This window comes from Microbacterium sp. F51-2R (genome assembly GCF_052180235.1).
GTDB lineage: Bacteria > Actinomycetota > Actinomycetes > Actinomycetales > Microbacteriaceae > Microbacterium.
The window spans coordinates 1,051,774-1,071,891 of the sequence record NZ_CP197470.1 but is presented as its reverse complement, the minus strand read 5'-3'; the positions used below and the strand labels follow the sequence as shown (position 1 = coordinate 1,071,891).

Here is a 20,118-nt window from a genome sequence, read left to right as displayed (position 1 = left end):
GCGGTCCGAGAGCGCGTGGGAGCGGTCTTCCCACAGGCCGGGTGAGGGGCGCGACGCGCGGGCGCGACAGCGCGACGAGCGGCACGCAGGGGATGCACGGACTCGTCGCCTACTATTCGATGAGGTGCGTCCTCTGCGCCGAGGGTGGGAAGCCGATGACCGATGTGCTGCGGCGCAACAACGTGAGCTTCGTCGGGGACCCGACGAAGCCCGTGCTCATGTTCGCCCACGGCTTCGGCTGCAATCAGGAGACGTGGAATCTCGTCGCCCCGCACTTCGAGGCCGACCACGGTGTGATCCTGTTCGACCATGTCGGCGCCGGCGGCTCCGACGCCTCCGCCTACGACCGCGGCAAGTACGACTCGCTCGACGGGTACGCCTCCGACGTCCTCGAGATCATCGACGCGCTGGGCGTGTCGGACGTCATCTTCGTCGGCCACTCGGTGAGCGCGATGATCGGGGTGCTCGCGGCGAACCGCGATCCGTCGAAGTTCCGCGGGCTCGTGCTGGTAAGCCCCTCGCCGCGCTACACCGACCAGGGCTCGTACCGCGGCGGCTTCACGCAGCACGACATCGAGTCCCTCCTCGACGCGCTCGATGCCAACTACCTCGGCTGGTCGCGCGACACCGCGCCGCTCATCATGGGGAACCCCGACCGGCCGGCCCTCGGCGGGCAGCTCACCGACAGCTTCTGCCGTATCGACCCCGAGATCGCGCGTCACTTCGCCCGCGTGACGTTCCTCTCCGACAACCGCGCCGACCTTCCGTTCGTGTCGGTGCCGACGCTTGTGCTGCAGTGCAGCTCCGACGTCATCGCGCCGCTCGCGGTCGGCCAGTACGTGCACGCCGAGATCGAGGGGAGCCGCTTCACGCTGCTCAACGCGACCGGCCACGTGCCGATCCTGTCCGCCCCCGACGAGGTCGTCGCCGAGATCCGGTCGTTCGTGGCATGAGCCCCGATGACACCGGCTGGTTCGGCCACGCGCCCTGCGGGCTCGTGGCCACGACGCTCGACGGCGTGATCGTCGAGGCGAACGACACCTTCCTCACCTGGACGGGATTCCGTTACGACGAGGTCGTGGGCCGGTCCCTCACGTCCCTCCTCGACCCCGGCGGCCGCATCTTCTTCGAGACGCGGCACACGCAGATCATGCATCTGCAGGGGATCGTCGAAGAGGTGGCTCTCACGTTCGTGTGCGCCGACGGGAGCGTCGTGCCGACGCTCGTGAACGGCGTGCGCGACGACACGGCCCAGCTGCTGCGATTCGCGGTGTTCAAGGCGACCGAGCGGGTGCAGTACGAGCGGGAGCTCCTGGCGGCGCGGCGCAACGCCGAGTTCTCCGAGCAGCGCGTGCGCGTGCTGCAGGAGATGTCGAGCCTGTTCGATGTCAGCGCGAGCGACGACGAGGTCGCGGCATCCTTCGCCGACGCGGCCCGCGAGGCGTTCGATGCCCGCGAGACCGCGGTCTTCCTCTTCCGCGACGACGGCGAGTTCGTGCTCGCGGCCGGGACGAATCCGCTGGAGGGTCTCATCGCGCCCGTGCCGACGCTGCGCACGACCCCGGACGTGCGGATCGTCAACGCCCTCGACGCCGACGACCTGTTTCCCGAACTGGGTGCGGCGATGCGCATGACCCGGCTCTCGTCGCTCACCGTGACGCCGCTCCTGTCGGAGGGGCAGCGCGTCGGGCTCCTCGTCTGCTTCTTCTCGCGGCAGACCGAGTTCGACGAGCAGTACATCGATCTGCAGCAGGCGCTCGGGCGCCAGGCATCCCAGACCCTCACGCGTCTGCGGCTGCAGCGACGCCTCGCGTTCCTTGCGCTGCACGACCAGCTCACGGGCGTCGCCAACCGGCAGCTGCTGCAGGTCGAGCTCGACGCCGCGATCGAGACCGCCGACGAGCGGAACGAGCCGCTCGGCGTGCTGTTCCTCGACATCGACGACTTCAAGAGCGTCAACGACGCGTTCGGCCACGTGACGGGCGACGAGATCCTCATCGAGATCGCCACGCGCCTTCACGCGAGCGTCCGCCGCGGCGACATCGTCGGCCGCATCGGCGGCGACGAGTTCGTCGCGGTCTGCGCGAACGCGGATGCCGAGGCCGCGGGCCTCATCGCCGAGCGGATCCTCGCCGTCACGCGGGCCCCGATCGCGGTCGACGACGGCGTCGTCTCGGCGTCGGTGAGCGTCGGCGTCTCGGTCTATCGCCCGGGCACCGACGTTCGGCCCACCTCGACGCGGATGCTCGCGCGAGCGGATGCCGCGATGTACACGTCCAAGCGCTCGGGCAAGGACCGCGTCACGCTCGACTACTCCGTCTGACCTCTGCTCAGAGGTCGTCGGCCGGGTCGACCCGCTCGCCGTGCGGCGTGCGGAACGGCGTCTCGGTCGCGGGCGGCTCGTCGACGTCGTCGGTGTCGTCGTCCGCCGGCCCGGGGAAGTAGTCCGGTTCGCTCTCGTCTGCGAGATTGAAGTCCGCGCGCTGGACCGGCGCGTCGTCGCGCCGCACGGCGTCGGGGCCCTGGATGGGCAGGAAGGGGTCTGACATGGACGTCATGGATCAAGGATGCCCCTTCCCGGTGACATCCGGGTGAACTGCGGCGATCCTCAGCCGCGGTCGGCATACACGACGACGCGGTCGTCGTCGAGCACGAACTGCAGCGCCGTTCCCACGGGGTACTCGGCGGTGAGGGTGTCGGGGAGGGTGGCGGTCACGGCGAGAGCAGCGGTCGGCGCGAACCCGCCGGCGCCGCAGCCGACGGTCGTGATCGCGGCGCCCCCCGCCGAGTGCAGCACGAAGAGGCACGGGACGTCGTCCTCGCGTCCCCACGGCTGCGGGACGATCGCGACGGTCAGGCCGAAGAAGTCCTCGAAGACGGTCGAGCCGTCCTGCCGATCGCCCAGGAAGTCCGGCCAGTCGGCGTCGGGCGCCGCGGCGAGGGTCGCGACGCTGCCGGGTCGCAGCTGCATGACGCCGTACGCGAGGGCGGCGCCGAGGAGCAGTGCGAGGCCGAGTGTCGCCGCGCGCACGACGAGTGTGCGTCGCCGGCGCGACGGCGGCGAGGGCGGCGGGACCGACTCTGCAGCGATCGCGGCAGCGTCTGTGCCCTCCGATACCTGGCCCGTGTCGCCGCCCTCCGATACCGGGCTCGCGTCGCCGCCGGCTCCGACCGTGCGGGACTCGCCCGCCTCCGCGGCGGTCGACGGGCGCAGCGGGTCGACGGGAACCCGCGACGCGATACGGCTCGTCTCGGCTGCCCTTTCCGCGTTGACGGGGGCCGACGGCGAATTCCCCGTCGTGGCGGCTTTCCCCGATGGGCTCGCGACGGATGCCTCCAATTCGAGGAGGCGTTCCAGTGCCGCGGGGTCGTCTTCGATATCGGCATCCGGCCCGTAGGCCCTTTCGCGCAGCGCGCGAAGTTCTTCCCCCATCGGATCCTGCATGCGCCCATTTTCGCATCGCGGGAAAGCCCTGGGTCGCGCCGCCTCTTCGTGACAGCACTGCGGCCGCTCTTCCGAGCGGCCGCAGTTCGTTCAGGACAGCGCGATCAGGACAGTGCGTTCAGGACAGCGCGTCGAGGGTCAGTGCGCGGCTTCGTAGGCCTCGATGACGGATGCCGGCACTCGGCCGCGCTCCGAGACCTGATAGCCGTTCGACTTCGCCCATTCGCGGACGGGGCCGAAATCCTGCTGACCCGTGCGACGACGCTTGCGCGCGCCACCGCCGGAGGAGGAATTCGACGAACGCGAACCGGACCGTGATACCGACCGGGCGGCGTCGACGTAGCGCGACAATGCGTCGCGCAGAGCAGCGGCATTCGTGTCGCTGAGATCGATCTCGAAGGCGTTGCCGTCGAGAGAGAACAGAACGGTCTCGCCTTCTCCGACTTCGAGGACGGTGCCGTCCAAGTCGTCGACGAGCTGATGCACAATTCTTCGGGCCATGGACAGGACATTACTCGTGCATTGTCTCGAATACATGAGAGATTTCTCAGGCTTATAATCCCGCCCGGGCGACCGGCCGCGCAAGCGTTTCGAATTCCGAGAGGCGAACCCCGGATCGGCCTTTGCGCGTGGTCTAATTCGAAAGTCCGGGGTCTTCCCGGTGGAATATCGCAACCCCGGCCGGGAATGCCATTCCGGCCGGGGCTGCCTCGCTGCGGGCGGCCTACACGCCCGCAGTCGTCATGCCGCGAGTGCCGCCAGGCGTCACGCCCGCAGGCCCGACGGGACCGCGACGCCGAGCGTCTCGCGTTCGAGGGCCAGGAGGTAGCGCTTCACCTCGGGATGACGGCCGTACTGGCCGAGCGAGCCGTCGGCGCGGACGACCCGGTGCACCGGCACGATGATCGAGAACGGCGTCGTCGCGCACGCGGTGCCGACCGCCCGTGCCGCGCCGGGACTCCCCGCGGCGATCGCGACCTCGCCGTAGCCCGCCGTCTCGGCGTACGGGATGTCGCGCACGGCCTCGAGGGCCTTGCGACGGAAGCCGTTGACGAGACGCCAGTCGAGCGTGACGTCGAACTCCTGCCGCTCGCCGGCGAAATACTCGTCGAGCTGTCGGTCGATATCGCCGCCGGCGCCGTGGTCGGGCGAGGGGAGGGCGTGCAGCGCCGCCGCGACGGGAGCGAGCTCGTCATCGAGCGGGCCCGAGAACGGGTGCAGCGTCACGATGCCGTCGGGGCTCGCGACGATGAGGATCTCCCCGACGGGAGAGGGGTGCACGCGGAACGTGGTGTCGGTCATGGGAACATCCTCCCGCCGCGGCTCGGGCAGGGCCGTGGGAACGGGCGCGGAGGGGGAGAGGCATCCCGGATCCATGCCTGGGGAGGAACGGCTGATCACTCGGCGTGTCGTCCAATACCGCGAAACTCGGACCGGGATGCCCCGGGCGCACAGGTAGGGCGCATAACCTGGCTCGTGTGTGGCGAGCAGACAGAAGCGCCGTCGTCGGCGCGGAGGACCCCGTGCCCGCGGCACCCGTGACCCCCGGTGACCTCGGACTCTCCGAGCCGGGAGTCACTGTCGTGCACATCGCCGAGCCCGAGCGCGAACGGCTCCGTCGTGAGATCGCACAGCTGGGCGGGCGTTCGACGCTCCTGCACTACCAGGACTCCGCCGAAGCCGGCATCGAGATCACCAAGGCGCACCCCGGGAGCCTCCCGCAGTTCATCACGGGTCGCTCCACGCTGCTGTCGAACCTCTTCCGCGACGAGGTCGCCCTGCGCACCGCGCGTATCGCCGCCGAGCGGCTCACGGCCAAGAACGTCGAGCTGCGCACGGCGAGAGGACTCGACGTCGTGCGCCTCGGCGTGGGTCTTGCCACCTGGCGCATCGGCGGCATGGCCTGCATGGCGCCGATCCTCCTGCGCCCGCTCGCGATCAGGCGCCACCACACCGACTTCGAGCTCAAGCTGCACGGCTCGTTCACGGTCAATCCCGAGCTCGTCCGGGCGCTGCGCACCCACTTCGGCATCGACGTCGACGGCCGCGCCCTCGCGGGACTCGCGTACGACGGCGGCGTCTTCAAGCCGCAGCCCGTCATCGACCACATCCGGGCCCTCACGGCGACGATCGACACGTTCGTCGTCAAGCCGCGCCTCATCGTCTCTTCCTTCGCCGACGTCGGGGCGCCGATGGCGCGCGACGCCGCCGACCTCGACCACCTCTTCCTCAACGCCCTCGCCGGTCACCCCGACGACCGCGAGACCGTGACGATCCGCCGTGAGCCGGCACACGTCACGAGCCCGGACGACCGGGCCCCGGCATCCGACACCCTCCTGCTCGACGCCGACGCAGAACAGGAGGCGGTCCTCGCGCGCATCGCGGCGGGGCACTCGCTCGCCGTCCACACGCTGCCGGGCACGGGCGGCACGCAGACCGTCATCAACGCCGTCGGCCAGCTCGTCGAAGACGGCAAGCGCGTCCTCATCGTGAGCGCGCGGCGCTCGACGCTCGAGGGCGTCCGCCATCGCCTGGCAGGCATCGGCCTCGGCGGCCTCGCCGTCTCTCCCCGCGACCTGCAACGCGATCTCATCCGCGCGATCGGCCGCAACGAGAAGGCGGAGCAGCCCAAGGTCTCCGACATCGACGACGCGCTCGTGCGCCTGCGCGGGGTGCTCCGCGACTACCGCGGGGCCGTGACGCGCACGCATCCGGAGCTCGGCGTGTCGATGCTCGAGATCCTTCGCACCCTCGCGACGCTCACGACCGAGGGCCGCCTGCCCGAGACGGCGACGCGGTTCGACCAGACGACGCTGGAGCGTCTCGCGAAGGGGAGGGCGGATGCCGCGGCCAAGCTCGCGACCGCCGCCCGCCTGGGCGAGTTCCGCGTCGGCCCCGGAGAGTCGCCCTGGTACGGCGTCTCGTTCGCCACGACCGAGGAGGCGCGCGCCGCGCACGGCCTGGCGGCGACGCTGCACCGCAAGAACGTGCCCGCACTCCTCGAGCGCGGCTACGAGCTCATCGCGCAGACGCGCATGCGGCCGTTCCGCACCGTGACGGAGCTCGGCACCTACCTCCGGGTGCTGCAGGGCATCCGCGACTCCCTCGACAAGTTCAGCCCGACCGTCTTCGAGCGGCCGCTCGGCGAGCTCATCCAGGCGCACGGACCCCGTCGCGACTCGCCCGAGCTCACCAGCACGCGCCGTCGGCACCTCAAGCGCCTCTCGCGCGAGTACGTGCGCCCCGGCGTCCACATCGCCGACATGTACGAGGCGCTCCTGCGCGTGCAGCAGCAGCGCACGGAGTGGCAGAAGTTCGTCGATGTGGGGGTCGTCCCAGAGGTGCCGCTGGGCCTCGCCGACGTCCACGTCGCGTGGCAGCGCGTCGACGCCGAGCTCGGCGAGCTCGATGCCATCCTCGGCCGCGCCGGGGCCGAGCGCCTCGCAAGCCTTCCCGTGCAGACCCTCGTCCGTACGATCGGCGGTCTCGCGGCGGAGTCGGAGGTGTTCGACAACCTCGTCGAGCGCGCGAAGATCCGTGCGGAGCTCGCCGCCCTGGGTCTGGAGCCCCTCCTCATCGAGCTCTCCGTGCGCCACGTCCGCGAGGACCGCGTCGGCGACGAGCTCGAGTTCGCGTGGTGGCAGTCGGCGCTCGAGCATCTGCTGCGCGCCGACCGCGCGCTGCTCGGCGCCAACACGGCCGTCGTGGATCGTCTGGAGCGGGACTTCCGGCTCGTCGACGAAGCGCATGCCGCGGCATCCGGCCCTCTTCTCGCGGCCCAGCTCGCGACGCAGTGGCGCATCGGCATCGTCGATCACGCGCGCGAGGCGGCGGCCCTCAAGCAGGCGCTGAAGGAGGGGGTGACGGATGCCTCGCACCTCGGCGCCGTCGCACCGACGCTGCTTCGCACCCTCGCGCCGGTGTGGCTCGCGTCGCCCTACGAGGTGCCCGCGATCCCCGACGAGCCCGACTTCGACGTCGTGATCATCGCCGATGCGGGCGCCATCTGCCTCGCCGAGGCGGCCCCGGCCCTGCGCCGTGCGCGCCAGGTCGTCGTCTTCGGCGACCCGGTGACGCAGAAGCCGACGCCGTTCCGGGTCATGACGGGCAATCCGACCGAGGAGGACGAGCCCGAGGACCCGTTCGACTCGACGAGCGTCTTCGAGCGCCTCGCCGATCTGCTGCCGGTCGAGACGCTGACGCGCAGCTACCGCGCCGGCGGCGAAGACCTCGCGCAGCTCGTGAACGACGCGTTCTACGGCGGCGAGCTCGTCTCGCTCCCGTGGGCGGGGTCGTACCTCGGGCGCGGCAGCCTGAGCGTCGACTACGTCTCGGGCGGCCACGGCGCGCCCGATCCCGTGACGGGCGCGGTCGAGAGCCCCGACGCCGAGGTCAACCGCGTCGTGACGCTCGTGCTCGAGCATGCCGTCAACCGCGGCACGGAGTCGCTCATGGTGGTGACCGCGAGCGTGCGGCACGCCGAGCGCGTGCGCGCCGCCGTCGCCGATGCCTTCGCGGGCCGCTCCGACGTCGCCGACTTCGTGTCGCGCGACACCGCCGAGCCGTTCGCCGTGCTGACCCTCGAGGAGTCGGTCGCCGAGAGCCGCGACCGCGTCATCTTCTCGCTCGGGTTCGGCCTCACGCGCCACGGCCGCGTGCTCAGCGACTTCGGAGACCTCTCCACCCCCGACGGCGATCGGCTTCTCACGGTCGGGATGACGCGTGCCCGACGCTCGATGGTCATCGTGTCGTCGATCCGCCCCTCGGCGTTCGACGAGGGGCGCCTCGAGCACGGCGCCGCGACGCTCATGAGCATCCTCGGCGGCATCGCCGCCCGCACCCGCGAGGCGCGGCTCGAGGATCTCGCCGATCCGCTCACTCGCTCGCTCGCTCGTGAGCTGCGCACGCTCGGCCTCTCGGTCGACGTGCACTACCGCGGCCTCCTGCCCCTCGTCGCGCAGTACGACGGCAAGGCCGTCGTGGCCGAGAGCGACCCCGAGACGATCGGCGAGTCGCTGCGCGAGTCGCTGCGGCTGCGTCCGCAGATCCTCCGTCGCCTCGGCTGGCACTACGTGCGCGTGCACGCCTTCGACCTCTACAGCGACCCCGCCGGCGTCGCGGCCCGGATCGCCGCGCTCCTGGGCGTCCCGCCGGAGGGGCCGACGAACGCGACCGACACCCAGCCGCTCGATGTCTTCGAGTGACCGTCAGCGGATCGAGCGCGTCGCCGGCTCCCGCCGCGCTCGGCTGACCCCTGCCCCCGGCACGGCCGGGGAGCCGGCTGCCGGCGAGCTCGGGGGTGAGGGCGACGGCGAGGGCGAGGCGTCCGTCCGCCCCGGCGAGGGCCCGAACGATGCGCGCATGAAGCGGGACGTTCCCCCGCACTGGTGAGCCGGCGGCCCTGCCGTGCGCGGGGTCCCCGTTCGCGAAGTGTCGCGGGAGGGCGGTCAGGACCGCACGCGGATCGGGGTCAGGGGCGCTCTGCGGGAGACTGCTTGTCGAGCAGGTCGCGGATCTGGATCAGCAGCTCCTGCTCGGTCGGCAGCGACGGCTCGCTCGGCTCGCCGATGCCGCGGCGGGCCTCCTCGCGCTCTTTCATGCGGTTCATCGGGTAGACGAAGGCGAAGTAGACCACGATCGCGACGGCGATGAAGTTGATGATGGCGCCGATGATGAGGCCCCACGAGAATGTCGTCGTGCCGCCCGTGAGCGTCGGGACCTCCCACGTGAGGTCGTTCAGGCTGTCGGCCTGAAAGATGAGGGCGATGAGCGGGTTGATGAGCCCCGTCACGATGGCATTGACGATGCCGGTGAACGCGGCGCCGATGACGACGGCGACCGCCAGGTCGATGACGTTGCCTCGGAGGATGAACTCCCGGAAACCCTTGATCATGTCTGCCCTCTCGCTGGTGCGCCGGCGGTCAGCCCGCGGCGGCGGGTGAGGCCTTCGCCTCGGACTTCGATCCTGTCGAAGACGAGGCGGAGCCGCCACCCGACGAGCCGGACGAGGAGGAACCGCTCGAGGAGGAACCGCTCGAGGAGGAACCGCTCGAGGAGGAACCGCTCGAGGACGACCCCGACGAGTCCTTCGGGGCGGCGCGCGAGTCGGTGCGGTAGAAGCCGGAGCCGTTGAAGGTGACGCCGATCGAGCCGTACTCCTTGCGCAGCGGTCCGCCGCATTCGGGACATTCGGTCAGGGCCGGGTCGGCGAAGGACTGCACCGCGTCGAAGCGGTGTCCGCACTGCTTGCAGGCGTAGGCGTAGGTGGGCATGGAGCTCTCTGGGGTCAGCGCCGCGAGGGCGCGAGGTCGAGGGTCTGGGTGGGGGTGACGATTCCGGTGACGGGCTGGTCGTGCACGTCGCGCGGCACCTCGTCGAGGATCTCGGAGTCGTAGACGACCGCGTACACGGGAGGGCAGCGCTCCATCGAGCCGAGGGTCTTGTCGAAGAATCCGCGCCCCCAGCCCAAGCGCATGCCCGAGCGGTCGACGGCGGCGGCGGGGATGACGAGGAGGTCGACGTCGTTGACCGCGATGGGGCCGAGGAGCTCGCCGACGGGCTCGGGAAGGCCGAAGTTGCCCTCCGTGATCTCGCCGTCGGGCGTGGCGACCGCCCAGTCGAGGAGTCCGTCGTTGCGCGTGATGGGAAGGAGGACACGGATGCCGCGGCGCACCGCCTCCTCGACGAACTCGCGCGTGCCCGGCTCGGTCGTCGTCGAGAGGAAGCACGACAGCGAGCGGGCACCGAGGCGCTCCACGAGGAGGTCGAGCTGGCGCGCGATGCCGTGGGACGCGGCATCCCTCTGCGAATCCGTCAGAAGCTGCCGCCTCTCACGCAGCTCTGCGCGCAGGGCCCGCTTGGCATCGGCGATCGCGTCGGACATGCAGTCGATTCTAAGTGCGCACAGCACACGGGGATTTCGCAAGTACCCCGTGGTCGCACAGGCCCGCTCGATAAGATCGTGGGATGCCCCATAAGCCCTTCAAGGCCGTCATTCCGGCGGCTGGACTCGGTACGCGCTTCCTTCCGGCGACGAAGGCCATGCCCAAGGAGATGCTGCCGGTCGTCGACAAGCCCGCCATCCAGTACGTCGTCGAAGAAGCGACGCAGGCCGGGATCAACGACATCCTCATCATCATCGGGCGCAACAAGAACGCCCTCTCGAACCACTTCGACTCGGTTCCCGAGCTCGAGCGCAACCTCGAGAAGAAGGGCGACAAGGACCGCCTGGCGAAGGTGCAGGAGTCCAGCGACCTCGCCGACATCCACTTCGTCCGCCAGGGCGAGCCGAAGGGCCTGGGCCACGCGGTGCTGCGTGCGCGCGCGCACGTGGGCGACCACCCGTTCGCCGTGCTCCTGGGCGACGACCTCATCGACGAGCGCGACCCGCTCCTGACGAAGATGCTCGAAGAGCACGAGCGCACCGGCGCCGCGATCATCGCGCTCATGGAGGTCGACCCCGCGCACATCCACATGTACGGCGCGGCGGCGGTCGAGCCGACCGGCACCGACGACGTCGTGAAGGTCACGGGCCTCGTCGAGAAGCCGAAGGCGGAGGATGCCCCGTCCAACCTCGCGGTCATCGGCCGCTACGTCCTCAGCCCGGCCGTGTTCGACATCCTGGAGCGGACCGAGCCCGGCAAGGGCGGCGAGATCCAGCTCACCGACGCGTTGCAGGAGCTCGCCGCCGACCCGGACGGACCCGGCGTGTACGGGGTCGTCTTCCGGGGTCGGCGCTACGACACCGGGGATAGGGTGGACTACATCAAGGCCATCGTGCAGCTCGCGGCGGATCGAGACGATCTCGGCCCCGACCTGCGTCCCTGGTTCAAGGAGTTCGCGGCGACCCTGTGACGCCGCGCGGGTGAGGGGAGTCGTGTGGACCTGACCGCACCTCGCCGCCACGGGTCGATCTCGATCCGGCTCATCCGGCAGCGCGATGCCCGCACGCTGCAGAACGAGCTGCTGAGCAACCGCTCGTGGCTGCGGCCATGGGAGGCCACGAGCCCGGACGGTCCCGTGTCCTTCGACATGCGCCTCGGCATCCGTCGTCTGCTGCAGCAGTACCGCGACGGTGCCGGCGTGCCGTTCGTCATGGAGTACGACGGCGAGATCGCCGGCCAGCTGAACGTCTGGGGGATCGCGCGCGGCTCGCTCGCCTCGGCGACCATCGGCTACTGGGTGAGCGAGCGCTTCGCCGGCCGCGACATCACGCCGACCTCCGTCGCGATGGCCACCGACATCTGCTTCACCGAGCTGCGGCTCCACCGCATGGAGATCTGCATCCGCCCCGAGAACCGCGCGAGCCTGCGCGTCGTCGAGAAGCTCGGCTTCCGATACGAGGGGCTGCGGCGGCGGTACATCCACATCGACGGCGACTGGCGCGACCACTACGCCTTCGCGCTCGTGCGCGAAGAGGTGCCGGACGGCGTGCTCGAGCGGTGGGTGCAAGGGCGTGCGCCTCAGGATGCCGCGACCATCCCCCCGGCGGACCGACTCCACGCCTGAGCTCGGGCGTCTGCCGCGGCGCGGTCGGCGCGGCGTGCGACGGCCGCTGCGTGGCGCGACACGCCCGACGTTCGGCGCGGCCTGCTGCGACACGCCGCTATAACACGGGCCTCCGACATCCGCTCGCTTACCGTGGACGCATGGGCGGGCAGGTGCTGGGCGGAGGGGTCATCGTGCTCGTCGCCGCGCTCCTGTGGCTCGTGTATCTGCTGCCCTCGTGGGCCAGCCGACGTCAGTACGACGCGGCCGAGCGCAACGCCGTGAGGCTGAACCAGGCGCTGCGGGTGCTCGCCGAGACGAGCGAGACGCCGCAGGAGGTGCGCCTCGAGCTAAACGCGCGCACGGCGCTCGCTCAGCAGAGGCTCGCGCGTCGCGCCCTCGCCGAGCAGGAGGATCTCGCCAAGCGCACGCAGGCAGAGCTCGACCAGGCCCGCCTCGAAGTGGCGCGGACGGCGCTCGCCGCAGCTCGTGAGCTCCCGGCGGCCCGTCGGGCCCGAGCCCGTCGGCGCGCACGGCTGCTGACGACCCTCGTCGCCCTCATCGCCCTCGGCCTGGTGTCGTGGGGCGTGTGGCAGCTGGTCACGGTCGGTGCCTGGGCGTCGATCGCGGGGGGCGTCGGCCTCTTCGCGGTGTGCGTCGTGATGCTCCGGCGCATGGCCCGTGTCGGACGCCGCGCGGTCGTCGCGTCGACGGTGACGGATGTCGCGGCCCGCGAGGCCGCGCCGGTGCAGGATGTTGCGCTCGAGGCCGAGGAGCGCGGCTGGGAGCCGCGCCGGATCCCTCGGCCCCTCACGGCCTCCGCGGGTTCGCGGGCCGCCGCCGTGCTCGACGTCGCCGAGGCCCGCGCCGCGCTTCGCGAAGCCGTCCGGGAAGAGGCGATGCGGGCCCGCGCCGAGGCGCAGCGACCGCCGTCGATCGAGACGGCCCGCCGTGCCCGCGAAGCGGCGGCCTCGACCGAATTCGCCGGTATGGGATACGTCGACGACGCCGAGATCGAGGCCCACGTGCGTCGCCTCCTCGAGCGCCGCGCCTCGGGCCAGTAGGCCCGGCCTGTTCGCGTCGAGTTGCCAGTTGTTATGGCAACTCGACGTCGAGTTGCGCGAAGTTGTGGCAACTCGGCGTCGAGTTGCGCGAAGTTGTGGCAACTCGGCGTGGGTGGGGGTCGGTCCGCGGCGGGGCCGGGGGTAGGGCCGGGCGGACCTGGCGCCGAGATGCCAGTTGTTGTGGCAACTCGACGTCGAGTTGCGCGATCTTGTGGCAACTCGGCGTCGAGTTGGGCGAAGTTGTGGCGACTCGGCGTGGGTGGGGGTCGGTCCGCGGCGGGGCCGGGGGTAGGGCCGGGCGGACCTGGCGCCGAGATGCCAGTTGTTGTGGCAACTCGACGTCGAGTTGCGCGAAGTTGTGGCAACTCGGCGTCGAGTTGCGCGAAGTTGTGGCGACTCGGCGTGGGTGGGGGTCGGTCCGCGGCGGCGGCCGGGGTAGGGCCGGGCGCCCTCGCGCCGAGATGCCAGTCGTTGTGGCAACTCGACGTCGAGTTGCGCGAAGTTGTGGCAACTCGGCGAGCGACGATGCGGGCGCGGCCCGCGGCGCGCCGGCCGTCGCCGGCCGGGTGGGTCAGTCCGCGGAGGCCGCGTCGAAGAGCACGCGACCGGCGCCGACGACGAGTTCGCGGCGCGGGGCGCGCACGAGCGCATCCATGACGTTTTCGGCGTCGACGAGCACGATGTCGGCGCGGCATCCCTTCTCGATCCGGTGATCCGCGACGCCCGCGAACGGGCCCGCCGCGCTCGTGGCGATCTCGACGACGCGTGCGAGGTCCTCGTCGCGCACGAGGCTCGACGATCGGGCGTACTGCCACGCGATGCCAAGTGTGTCGCCCGTGCCGTACGGGCTCCACAGGTCGCGGATCCCGTCGGTGCCGAAGGCGAAGCGCACCCCCGCCTCGTCGAGCTCGTGCAGCGGGAGCTGGGGGAGGCGCAGCGGCGCGACGGTGGTCATCGTGACCTCGAGCCCCGCCATCCGCTGCAGCAGATCGCGGCGGCGCGCGGGATCGACCTGCGCGATCGCGAAGCCGTGCGCGATGGTGACCCGGCCCTGCAGCCCGAGCGCCTCGGTGCGGTCGAGGATGAGGTCGAACTGGAAGGCGCCGAGCTCCGCGGGATCATGGAGATGGATGTCGATGCCGACGCCGCGGTCGGCGGCGATGCGGAAGAGGCCGTCCAGCTGCCCGACCGGGTCGCGGTCGATGCCGGCCGGATCGAGTCCGCCGATGTGCTCGGCGAGACCCTCCCGCGCCGCCCGATCGAGCAGGTCGAGCACGCCCGGCCGGCGCAGGACCCCGTCCTGCGGGAACGCGACGAGCTCGGCCCGGAGCGCGTCGCCGTACTCGGCCAGCGCTTCGCGAACCACCTCGAGGCCGCGGAGCCCGAGGCCGAGGTCGACATCGACGTGCGTGCGGATCGCGGTCGTGCCGTGGCGCACGAACTCCGCGAGCACGCTCCGCGTGATGGCGGTGCTCGGGATGCCGAGCTCGTCGCGTCGCGCGCGCTCGTGGCGGATGCGGCCGTCGGTGCCGCCCTCGCCGCCGTAGGACTGCCACGGCAGGCCCCACCACGACTTGTCGACGTGCGCGTGGGCATTGACGATGCCCGGGATGGCGAGGAGGCCCCGGCCCTCGGCATCCGTCTCGCGAACGCGCTCACCGGACGCGGGCGTGACCTCCGAGATGGTCCCTTCGGCGTCGAAAGAGAGGTCGTATCGTGCGCCGTCGGGGAGTCGGATGTCGCGGATGCCGGTCAGTCGTTCGGAGGTGATGCTCATGCCCTCCATCCTCTCGCGTCGATTCGGACGGCCTGTCCGGGCGTGATAATGTAACGGAGGTTCTCGGGCCTGTGGCGCAGTTGGTAGCGCGCTTCGTTCGCAATGAAGAGGTCAGGGGTTCGAATCCCCTCAGGTCCACCGAAGTGTGAAAGGCGCCCCTCGTGGGCGCCTTTCCTTTTCCCCACCCGGCCCTCCCGCAGTCGCCCCGGCGCGACGAGTAGTCTGGCGAAATGCCAGACGCCGCGCCCGAAGAGCCGCCGACCGCCACGATCGTCTCGCGCATCGTCTCGTACTCCGTCGCCGTCGCGGGCGGCCTCCTCATCGTCATCGCGAGCTACACGAACGCGGGCGGCGACTGGCTGGCGCCGATGTCGTTCCGCGATCTCATCGCGGTGCCGATGTGGGTGCCCTTCGCGCTGGGCGTCGCGGTGCTCGCGCTTAGTGTCATGAGTCTCATCGGTCCGGTGCGCCTCCTCATCCGCCGCAAGCGCTCGGGGGAGCCGGGCTGACGCCCGTCCGGCCCCGCCGACGCCGCAAGCCGCCGGGAAGCCGGCCCTGACCGCCGGGCTGACCCGGCGATCCTCACCCGTTTCGGGTTGGCGCGCGCATGCGCGCGGGCGGGGTGGCCATAGGCTCCGGCCATGAAGCGCTGGTTCGTGATCGTCATCCTGGCCGTTTCACAGTTCGTGATGGTGCTCGACAGCACGGTCATGAACGTGTCGATCTCGCAGGTCGCGCACGACCTCGACACCACCATCACGGGCATGCAGGCGGCCATCACGTTCTACACGCTGACGATGGCGGCCTTCATGCTCACGGGCGGCAAGCTCGGTGACAAGTGGGGGCGCAGCCGCGCCTTCAAGATCGGCTCCGTCATCTACGGCATCGGGTCGCTCCTCACGGCCCTGAGCCCCAACCTCACGATGCTGCTGTTCGGGTGGTCGCTCGTCGAAGGCCTCGGCGCCGTGCTCGTCATCCCCGCCATCGCGGCCCTCGCGGCGATCAACTACTCGGGCAAGGCGCGCGTCGCGGCCTTCTCGATCCTCGGCGCCGTCACGGGCCTCGCGGCGGCGGCCGGCCCGCTCATCGGCGGTCTCGTCACGACCTACGCCTCGTGGCGGTACGTCTTCGTCGCCGAGACGGTCATCATGATCGCCGTCCTCATCTTCTCCGGCCGCATCAAGGACGTCCCGGGCAACCCGGGCCTGAAGATCGACGTCCTGAGCGTCATCCTCTCCGCGGCGGGCATGGCGCTCGTCGTCTTCGGCGTCCTCCAGTCCAAGACGTGGGGCTGGTTCGTGCCCCTCAACCCGCCCGTCGTCAACGGTGTCGAGATCGCGCCGCTCGGCGTCTCGCCCGTCACCTACCTGATCCTCATCGGGATCGTCGTGCTGTGGTGGTTCGTGCAGCGGCAGCGCAAGCTCGAGGAGAGGGGACGGATGCCTCTGCTCAAGGTGGGCCTGTTCCGCATCGCGGCCCTGCGCAGCGGCCTCTCGGGCTTTCTCGTGCAGTACTTCGCGATCGCCGCGCTGTTCTTCGTCATCCCCGTCTACCTCCAGACGATGCAGGGCTTCGACGCGCTCGAGACGGGCCTCAAGATCCTGCCTCTCTCGGCCGGACTCATCATCTTCTCCGTGCTCGGCTCGTGGCTCACCTCCCGGCGCTCGGCGCGGCGCATCGCGCAGCTCGGCCAGATCACGATGGCGGTGGGCCTCCTGTTCGTGCTCGTCGCGATCCAGCCGGAGCTTGCCGGCTGGCCGTTCGCGATCGGCATGTTCATCGTCGGCGCGGGCTTCGGGCTCCTCGCGTCGCAGCTCGGAAACGTCAACATGTCGGCCGTCGAGAAGAAGGACACGTCGGAGGTGGGCGGACTGCAGGGCACGTTCCAGAATCTCGGCTCGTCGTTCGGCACCGCCGTCGTCGGCTCCGTCTTCATCCTGCTGCTGGCTTCGGGCTTCACCGCGGCGGTCGCAGAGAACGCGACGATCGACGACGCGACGCGGCAGCAGGTCAACACCTCGCTCGAGCAGGGCGTGCCGATCATCTCGCAGGACCAGGCCGAGCAGATCGTCCTCGAGGCGGGCGGATCGCAGGAGGTCGCAACGGCGATCGCGAGCGACTACGCCACCTCGCAGGTCGCGGCGCTCAAGCAGGCGATCTTCATCGTCTTCGCGCTCATGGTGCTCTCGCTCCTGCTCTCCCGGAACCTTCCGGCCGAGATCGCGGCGAGACCCGACGAGCTCGAGGAAGACGCCGATCCCGGGTTGGCGCGCAAGCCCGACCGCGCCTGATACCCGACCGCGCCTGACACGGCGCCTGACACCCGACCGCGCCTGACACGCGTCATGCCACGACGCTCACGAGAGACAACGGATGCCTCGGCCGCAGCGGCCGAGGCATCCGTCGTCCGGCGGCACAGCCGCCGTGAGCCGATCAGGCGCGGGAGAGCTCGCGCGCCCGCAGGTCTTTGCGGATGATCTTGCCCGACGCGGACTTGGGGATCGCGTCGATGAACTCGACCCGGCGCACCTTCTTGTGCGGCGCGACGCTGCGGGCGACGAAGGCCATGACCTCGTCCTCGGTGAGGCCCGAGTCGGGCGCCGCGACGATGAAGGCCTTCGGGATCTCCTGCTTCTCGTCGTCGAGCACGCCGATGACGGCGGCATCCATCACCTTCTGGTGTGACAGGAGCAGCGCCTCGAGCTCGGCGGGAGCGATCTGGTAGCCCTTGTACTTGATGAGCTCCTTGACGCGATCGACGATGGAGAAGTAGCCGCCCTCGTGATAGACCGCGACATCGCCGGTGTGGAGGAAGCCATCGGCGTCGAGGATCTCGCGCGTCGCCTCCTCGTTGTGGAGGTAGCCGAGCATGACGTTCGGCCCCTTCACCCACAGCTCACCGGGGCGGGTCACTCCGTCGTCGCCGAGCTCGGTGATCTCCTCGCCGGTCTCGGTGTCGACGAGCTTGCACTCCTCGTTCGGCAGCATGGTGCCGACCGAACTCACCGGCACGTCATCGCGGTCGTGCGGCATCGCGTGCGAGACGGGGCTCAGCTCCGTCATCCCGTAGCCCTGCATCATGCGCGCGTGGATGCGCGTGCCCGCGGCCTCGGCCGTCTCGCCGTCGAGCGGCGCGGCGCCGGAGAACACGGTGTGCACGCTCGAGATGTCGAACTGGTCGACGATGGGATGCTTCGCAAGGGCGACCGCGATCGGTGGCGCTATATAGAGGTAGGTGCAGGAGTACTTCTGGATGTTCGTGAGGAACTCGACCAGGTCGAACCTCGGCATCGTCACGAGGCTCGCGCGCTGGCGAAGCGCGAGGTTGAGCAGCACCGTCATGCCGTAGATGTGGAAGAAGGGGAGGACGGCGAGCACCCGGTCGCCGTCGCGGAGGTCGATGTTCGTACGGCACTGCTGCACGTTCGCGACGAGGTTGCGGTGGCTGAGCATGACGCCCTTGGGGATTCCCGTCGTGCCCGACGAGTAGGGGAGCACCGCGAGGTGCGTCGCTGGATCGAACGACACCGTGGGCGCCTCCTGGCGCTCCCCGAGCAATTCGCGGAGGTTCGGGTGGCCGTGCGCCCCATCCAGGACGATGACGCGCTCATGCGGGATGCCGACGGCCTCCGCAGCCTCGGAGGCCTGGGGGAGAAGCGGCGAGACCGTCACGAGCCAGGTGGCCGCGGCATCCTTCAGCTGCTTGCCGATCTCGCCCGCCGTATAGAGGGAGTTGATCGTCGTGACGGTGGCGCCGGCGCGCAGGATGCCGTGGAACACGGTCGCGAAGGCCGGGACGTTGGGGCAGAGGAGGCCGACGACGGTGTCGGTGCCGACGCCGCGCGCGGCGAGGGCGCCCGCGAAGGCCTCGACCTGCGCGCGGAGCGCGCCGTAGGTGGTCTCGGCGCCCGTCGCCGGGTCGATGAGCGCGATGCGCGACTCCTCCTCCTCGGTGAGCGAGCCGAAGAGGTACTCGAAGACACTCACGTCGGGGATGTCGACGTCGGGGTACGGGCTGCGGAACACGAGGCTTCTCCCTTGATTCATCGTGCGGCGTCCCGGCGACGATGCCGGGCAGGATCATCCTCGCACAGCGCGCGCGCGGCGGTGCGACTGAGTACCGGAAAAGCCGGGACTCAGTCGCACCTCCCGGCGACGTCAGGCGAGGGCGTGCGCTCCGCCGCGCGCGCCCGCGGCGAGACGCTCGGCGGCCAGGCCCTCGGCGGCCTCGAGCGGCGTGACACCGCGGTGCTCGGCCTCGTCGAAGATGCGGCGGACCGTGTCGCCGATGGCGGCGACGCGCTCCATGGTCTCGGTGCGCGTGCCGAGCTTCTTCGCCTCGAGGTCGAGGTAGATGACCCCGCCCGCGTTGACGACGAAGTCGGGTGCGTAGAGGATGCCGCGGCCAGCGAGGCGGTCGGCGCCGTCGTGCGACGCGAGCGGGTTGTTCGCGGGGCCGCACACGGCCTTGGCGTCGAGCGCGTCGATGACCTCGTCGGTGAGGACGCCGCCGATGCCCGCGGGCACGAACACGTCGGCGGGGAGAAGGTGCTCGGTGCCCGGCTCCGCCCACCGCGCGCCGAGCTCGAGCGCGAGGTCGCGCTTGGCCGGGTTGACGTCGGTCACCGTGAGGCTGGCGCCCTCGGCCGCGAGGCGCACGGCGAGGCGGCTTCCGACCTGGCCGAGACCCGCGATCGTGATCGCGCGGCCTGCGACGTCGGAGGTTCCCGCGACGCGCTCGAGGGTCGCGCGCAGCGACTCGTACACGCCGAGGCTCGTGGGGCCCGCGGGCTCGCCCGACCCGCCGACGGCGTCGGGGAGGCCCACGACGTGCTCGGTGCGCTCGCTGACGGTGAGCATGTCTTCCGTGGTCGATCCGACGTCTTCCGCCGTGCGGTAGAGGCCGTGCAGCGACTCGACGGCGTCGCCGAGATCGAGGAAGGCGGCACGGCGGCGCTCGGCGTCGAGCGTCATCCCGGGCTCGAGGCGGATGACGGACTTGCCGCCCCCGGCGTCGAGACCCGCCGCCGCGTTCTTGAGCGTCATCGCGGCCGAGAGGCGCAGGGCGTCGCCGAGGGCGTCCTTCCAGTGGTCGTAGGTCCACAGTCGCGCCCCGCCGAGCGCCGAGCCGAGCACGGAGGAGTGCAGTGCGACGGCGATGAACAGGCCGCTGCGCCGTCCGGTGATCACCTCCACGCGCTCGTGCGTGAAGTCGGGCAGGGGCAGGGTGTGCGTCATCGCGATCCTCTTTCGGCGAGCCTCGTGGGCTGTGCTCAACGGGCGCCGCAGCGTCGCGGCATCCGTCTACCATTGCACCACCATTTCACGGTGTGTTCAACTCCCGG

18 protein-coding genes and 1 tRNA gene are annotated in these 20,118 nt (G+C 70.7%); 9 read left to right on the top strand and 10 right to left on the bottom strand.

All coding sequences use genetic code 11. The features are described from left to right. Positions 1–155: 155 nt before the first annotated feature. Positions 156–953 (top strand): alpha/beta fold hydrolase, encoded by a 798-nt coding sequence (locus ACSBPH_RS04840; RefSeq protein WP_442576466.1) that lies wholly within the window; start codon positions 156–158, stop codon positions 951–953. Then, entirely contained in the window at positions 950–2,323 is a 1,374-nt protein-coding gene (locus ACSBPH_RS04835) for a diguanylate cyclase (RefSeq protein WP_442576465.1), read from the top strand. Before ACSBPH_RS04840 ends, ACSBPH_RS04835 begins: the two co-directional genes overlap by 4 nt. Positions 2,324–2,330: 7 nt before the next feature. Here ACSBPH_RS04835 and ACSBPH_RS04830 read toward each other — a convergent pair whose 3' ends face one another. The 4 genes from ACSBPH_RS04830 to ACSBPH_RS04815 form a co-directional block, all read right to left on the bottom strand. Further along, a complete protein-coding gene (locus tag ACSBPH_RS04830) occupies positions 2,331–2,558 on the bottom strand; it encodes a hypothetical protein (RefSeq protein ID WP_442576464.1) in 228 nt (75 codons plus the stop codon). A gap of 50 nt (positions 2,559–2,608) precedes the next feature. Beyond that, the gene (locus tag ACSBPH_RS04825; RefSeq protein ID WP_442576463.1) at positions 2,609–3,445 is read right to left on the bottom strand and encodes a hypothetical protein; all 837 of its coding nucleotides are present in this window, start codon (positions 3,443–3,445) and stop codon (positions 2,609–2,611) included. A 138-nt stretch (positions 3,446–3,583) separates the two neighbouring features. Continuing rightward, on the bottom strand, positions 3,584–3,946 hold the full coding sequence (locus ACSBPH_RS04820; RefSeq protein ID WP_442577245.1) for a histone-like nucleoid-structuring protein Lsr2: 363 nt from the start codon (positions 3,944–3,946) through the stop codon (positions 3,584–3,586). 264 nt (positions 3,947–4,210) lie between these two features. Beyond that, complete coding sequence (locus ACSBPH_RS04815) at positions 4,211–4,747, bottom strand: methylated-DNA--[protein]-cysteine S-methyltransferase (RefSeq protein ID WP_442576462.1); 537 nt, start codon at positions 4,745–4,747, stop codon at positions 4,211–4,213. A gap of 176 nt (positions 4,748–4,923) precedes the next feature. Here ACSBPH_RS04815 and ACSBPH_RS04810 point away from each other — a divergent pair, with 176 nt between their 5' ends. Beyond that, positions 4,924–8,649, top strand: coding sequence for an AAA family ATPase (locus ACSBPH_RS04810; protein WP_442576461.1), 3,726 nt, complete (start codon positions 4,924–4,926; stop codon positions 8,647–8,649). A 266-nt stretch (positions 8,650–8,915) separates the two neighbouring features. On the opposite strand, the gene mscL is transcribed toward ACSBPH_RS04810, so the two are convergent. Genes mscL through ACSBPH_RS04795 form a run of 3 tightly spaced genes read right to left on the bottom strand, consistent with a single transcriptional unit; the run spans position 8,916 to position 10,328 of the window. Then, on the bottom strand, positions 8,916–9,338 hold the full coding sequence (gene mscL, locus ACSBPH_RS04805) for a large conductance mechanosensitive channel protein MscL (RefSeq protein WP_442576460.1): 423 nt from the start codon (positions 9,336–9,338) through the stop codon (positions 8,916–8,918). 28 nt (positions 9,339–9,366) lie between these two features. Next, complete coding sequence (locus tag ACSBPH_RS04800) at positions 9,367–9,717, bottom strand: FmdB family zinc ribbon protein (protein ID WP_442576459.1); 351 nt, start codon at positions 9,715–9,717, stop codon at positions 9,367–9,369. 14 nt (positions 9,718–9,731) lie between these two features. Continuing rightward, positions 9,732–10,328: a 5-formyltetrahydrofolate cyclo-ligase gene (locus ACSBPH_RS04795; protein ID WP_442576458.1), complete on the bottom strand. Its 597-nt coding sequence runs from the start codon at positions 10,326–10,328 to the stop codon at positions 9,732–9,734. 83 nt (positions 10,329–10,411) lie between these two features. Here ACSBPH_RS04795 and galU point away from each other — a divergent pair, with 83 nt between their 5' ends. The 3 genes from galU to ACSBPH_RS04780 all read left to right on the top strand — a co-directional run bounded on the left by galU (position 10,412) and on the right by ACSBPH_RS04780 (position 12,996). After that, positions 10,412–11,299 carry a UTP--glucose-1-phosphate uridylyltransferase GalU gene (gene galU, locus ACSBPH_RS04790; protein WP_442576457.1) on the top strand — a complete coding sequence of 296 codons (888 nt, stop codon included), beginning with the start codon at positions 10,412–10,414 and terminating at the stop codon, positions 11,297–11,299. Positions 11,300–11,323: 24 nt separating this feature from the next. Next, positions 11,324–11,953 carry a GNAT family N-acetyltransferase gene (locus ACSBPH_RS04785; RefSeq protein WP_442576456.1) on the top strand — a complete coding sequence of 210 codons (630 nt, stop codon included), beginning with the start codon at positions 11,324–11,326 and terminating at the stop codon, positions 11,951–11,953. 140 nt (positions 11,954–12,093) lie between these two features. Beyond that, entirely contained in the window at positions 12,094–12,996 is a 903-nt protein-coding gene (locus tag ACSBPH_RS04780; protein ID WP_442576455.1) for a large exoprotein, read from the top strand. Positions 12,997–13,567: 571 nt separating this feature from the next. On the opposite strand, the gene ACSBPH_RS04775 is transcribed toward ACSBPH_RS04780, so the two are convergent. Next, entirely contained in the window at positions 13,568–14,773 is a 1,206-nt protein-coding gene (locus ACSBPH_RS04775; protein WP_442576454.1) for an amidohydrolase family protein, read from the bottom strand. 65 nt (positions 14,774–14,838) lie between these two features. On the opposite strand from ACSBPH_RS04775, the gene ACSBPH_RS04770 reads away from it, so the two are divergent. The 3 genes from ACSBPH_RS04770 to ACSBPH_RS04760 all read left to right on the top strand — a co-directional run bounded on the left by ACSBPH_RS04770 (position 14,839) and on the right by ACSBPH_RS04760 (position 17,064). Beyond that, positions 14,839–14,911, top strand: a tRNA-Ala gene (locus tag ACSBPH_RS04770). 92 nt (positions 14,912–15,003) lie between these two features. Then, positions 15,004–15,282, top strand: a complete 279-nt coding sequence (locus tag ACSBPH_RS04765) for a hypothetical protein (RefSeq protein ID WP_442576453.1) — start codon at positions 15,004–15,006, stop codon at positions 15,280–15,282. A 132-nt stretch (positions 15,283–15,414) separates the two neighbouring features. After that, positions 15,415–17,064, top strand: coding sequence for an MFS transporter (locus tag ACSBPH_RS04760; RefSeq protein ID WP_442576452.1), 1,650 nt, complete (start codon positions 15,415–15,417; stop codon positions 17,062–17,064). 142 nt (positions 17,065–17,206) lie between these two features. Here ACSBPH_RS04760 and ACSBPH_RS04755 read toward each other — a convergent pair whose 3' ends face one another. Both ACSBPH_RS04755 and ACSBPH_RS04750 read right to left on the bottom strand, forming a co-directional pair. Further along, the gene (locus ACSBPH_RS04755; protein ID WP_442576451.1) at positions 17,207–18,799 is read right to left on the bottom strand and encodes an AMP-binding protein; all 1,593 of its coding nucleotides are present in this window, start codon (positions 18,797–18,799) and stop codon (positions 17,207–17,209) included. Between the two features lie 132 nt (positions 18,800–18,931). Next, positions 18,932–20,011 (bottom strand): Glu/Leu/Phe/Val dehydrogenase dimerization domain-containing protein, encoded by a 1,080-nt coding sequence (locus ACSBPH_RS04750; protein ID WP_442576450.1) that lies wholly within the window; start codon positions 20,009–20,011, stop codon positions 18,932–18,934. Positions 20,012–20,118 lie beyond the last annotated feature (107 nt).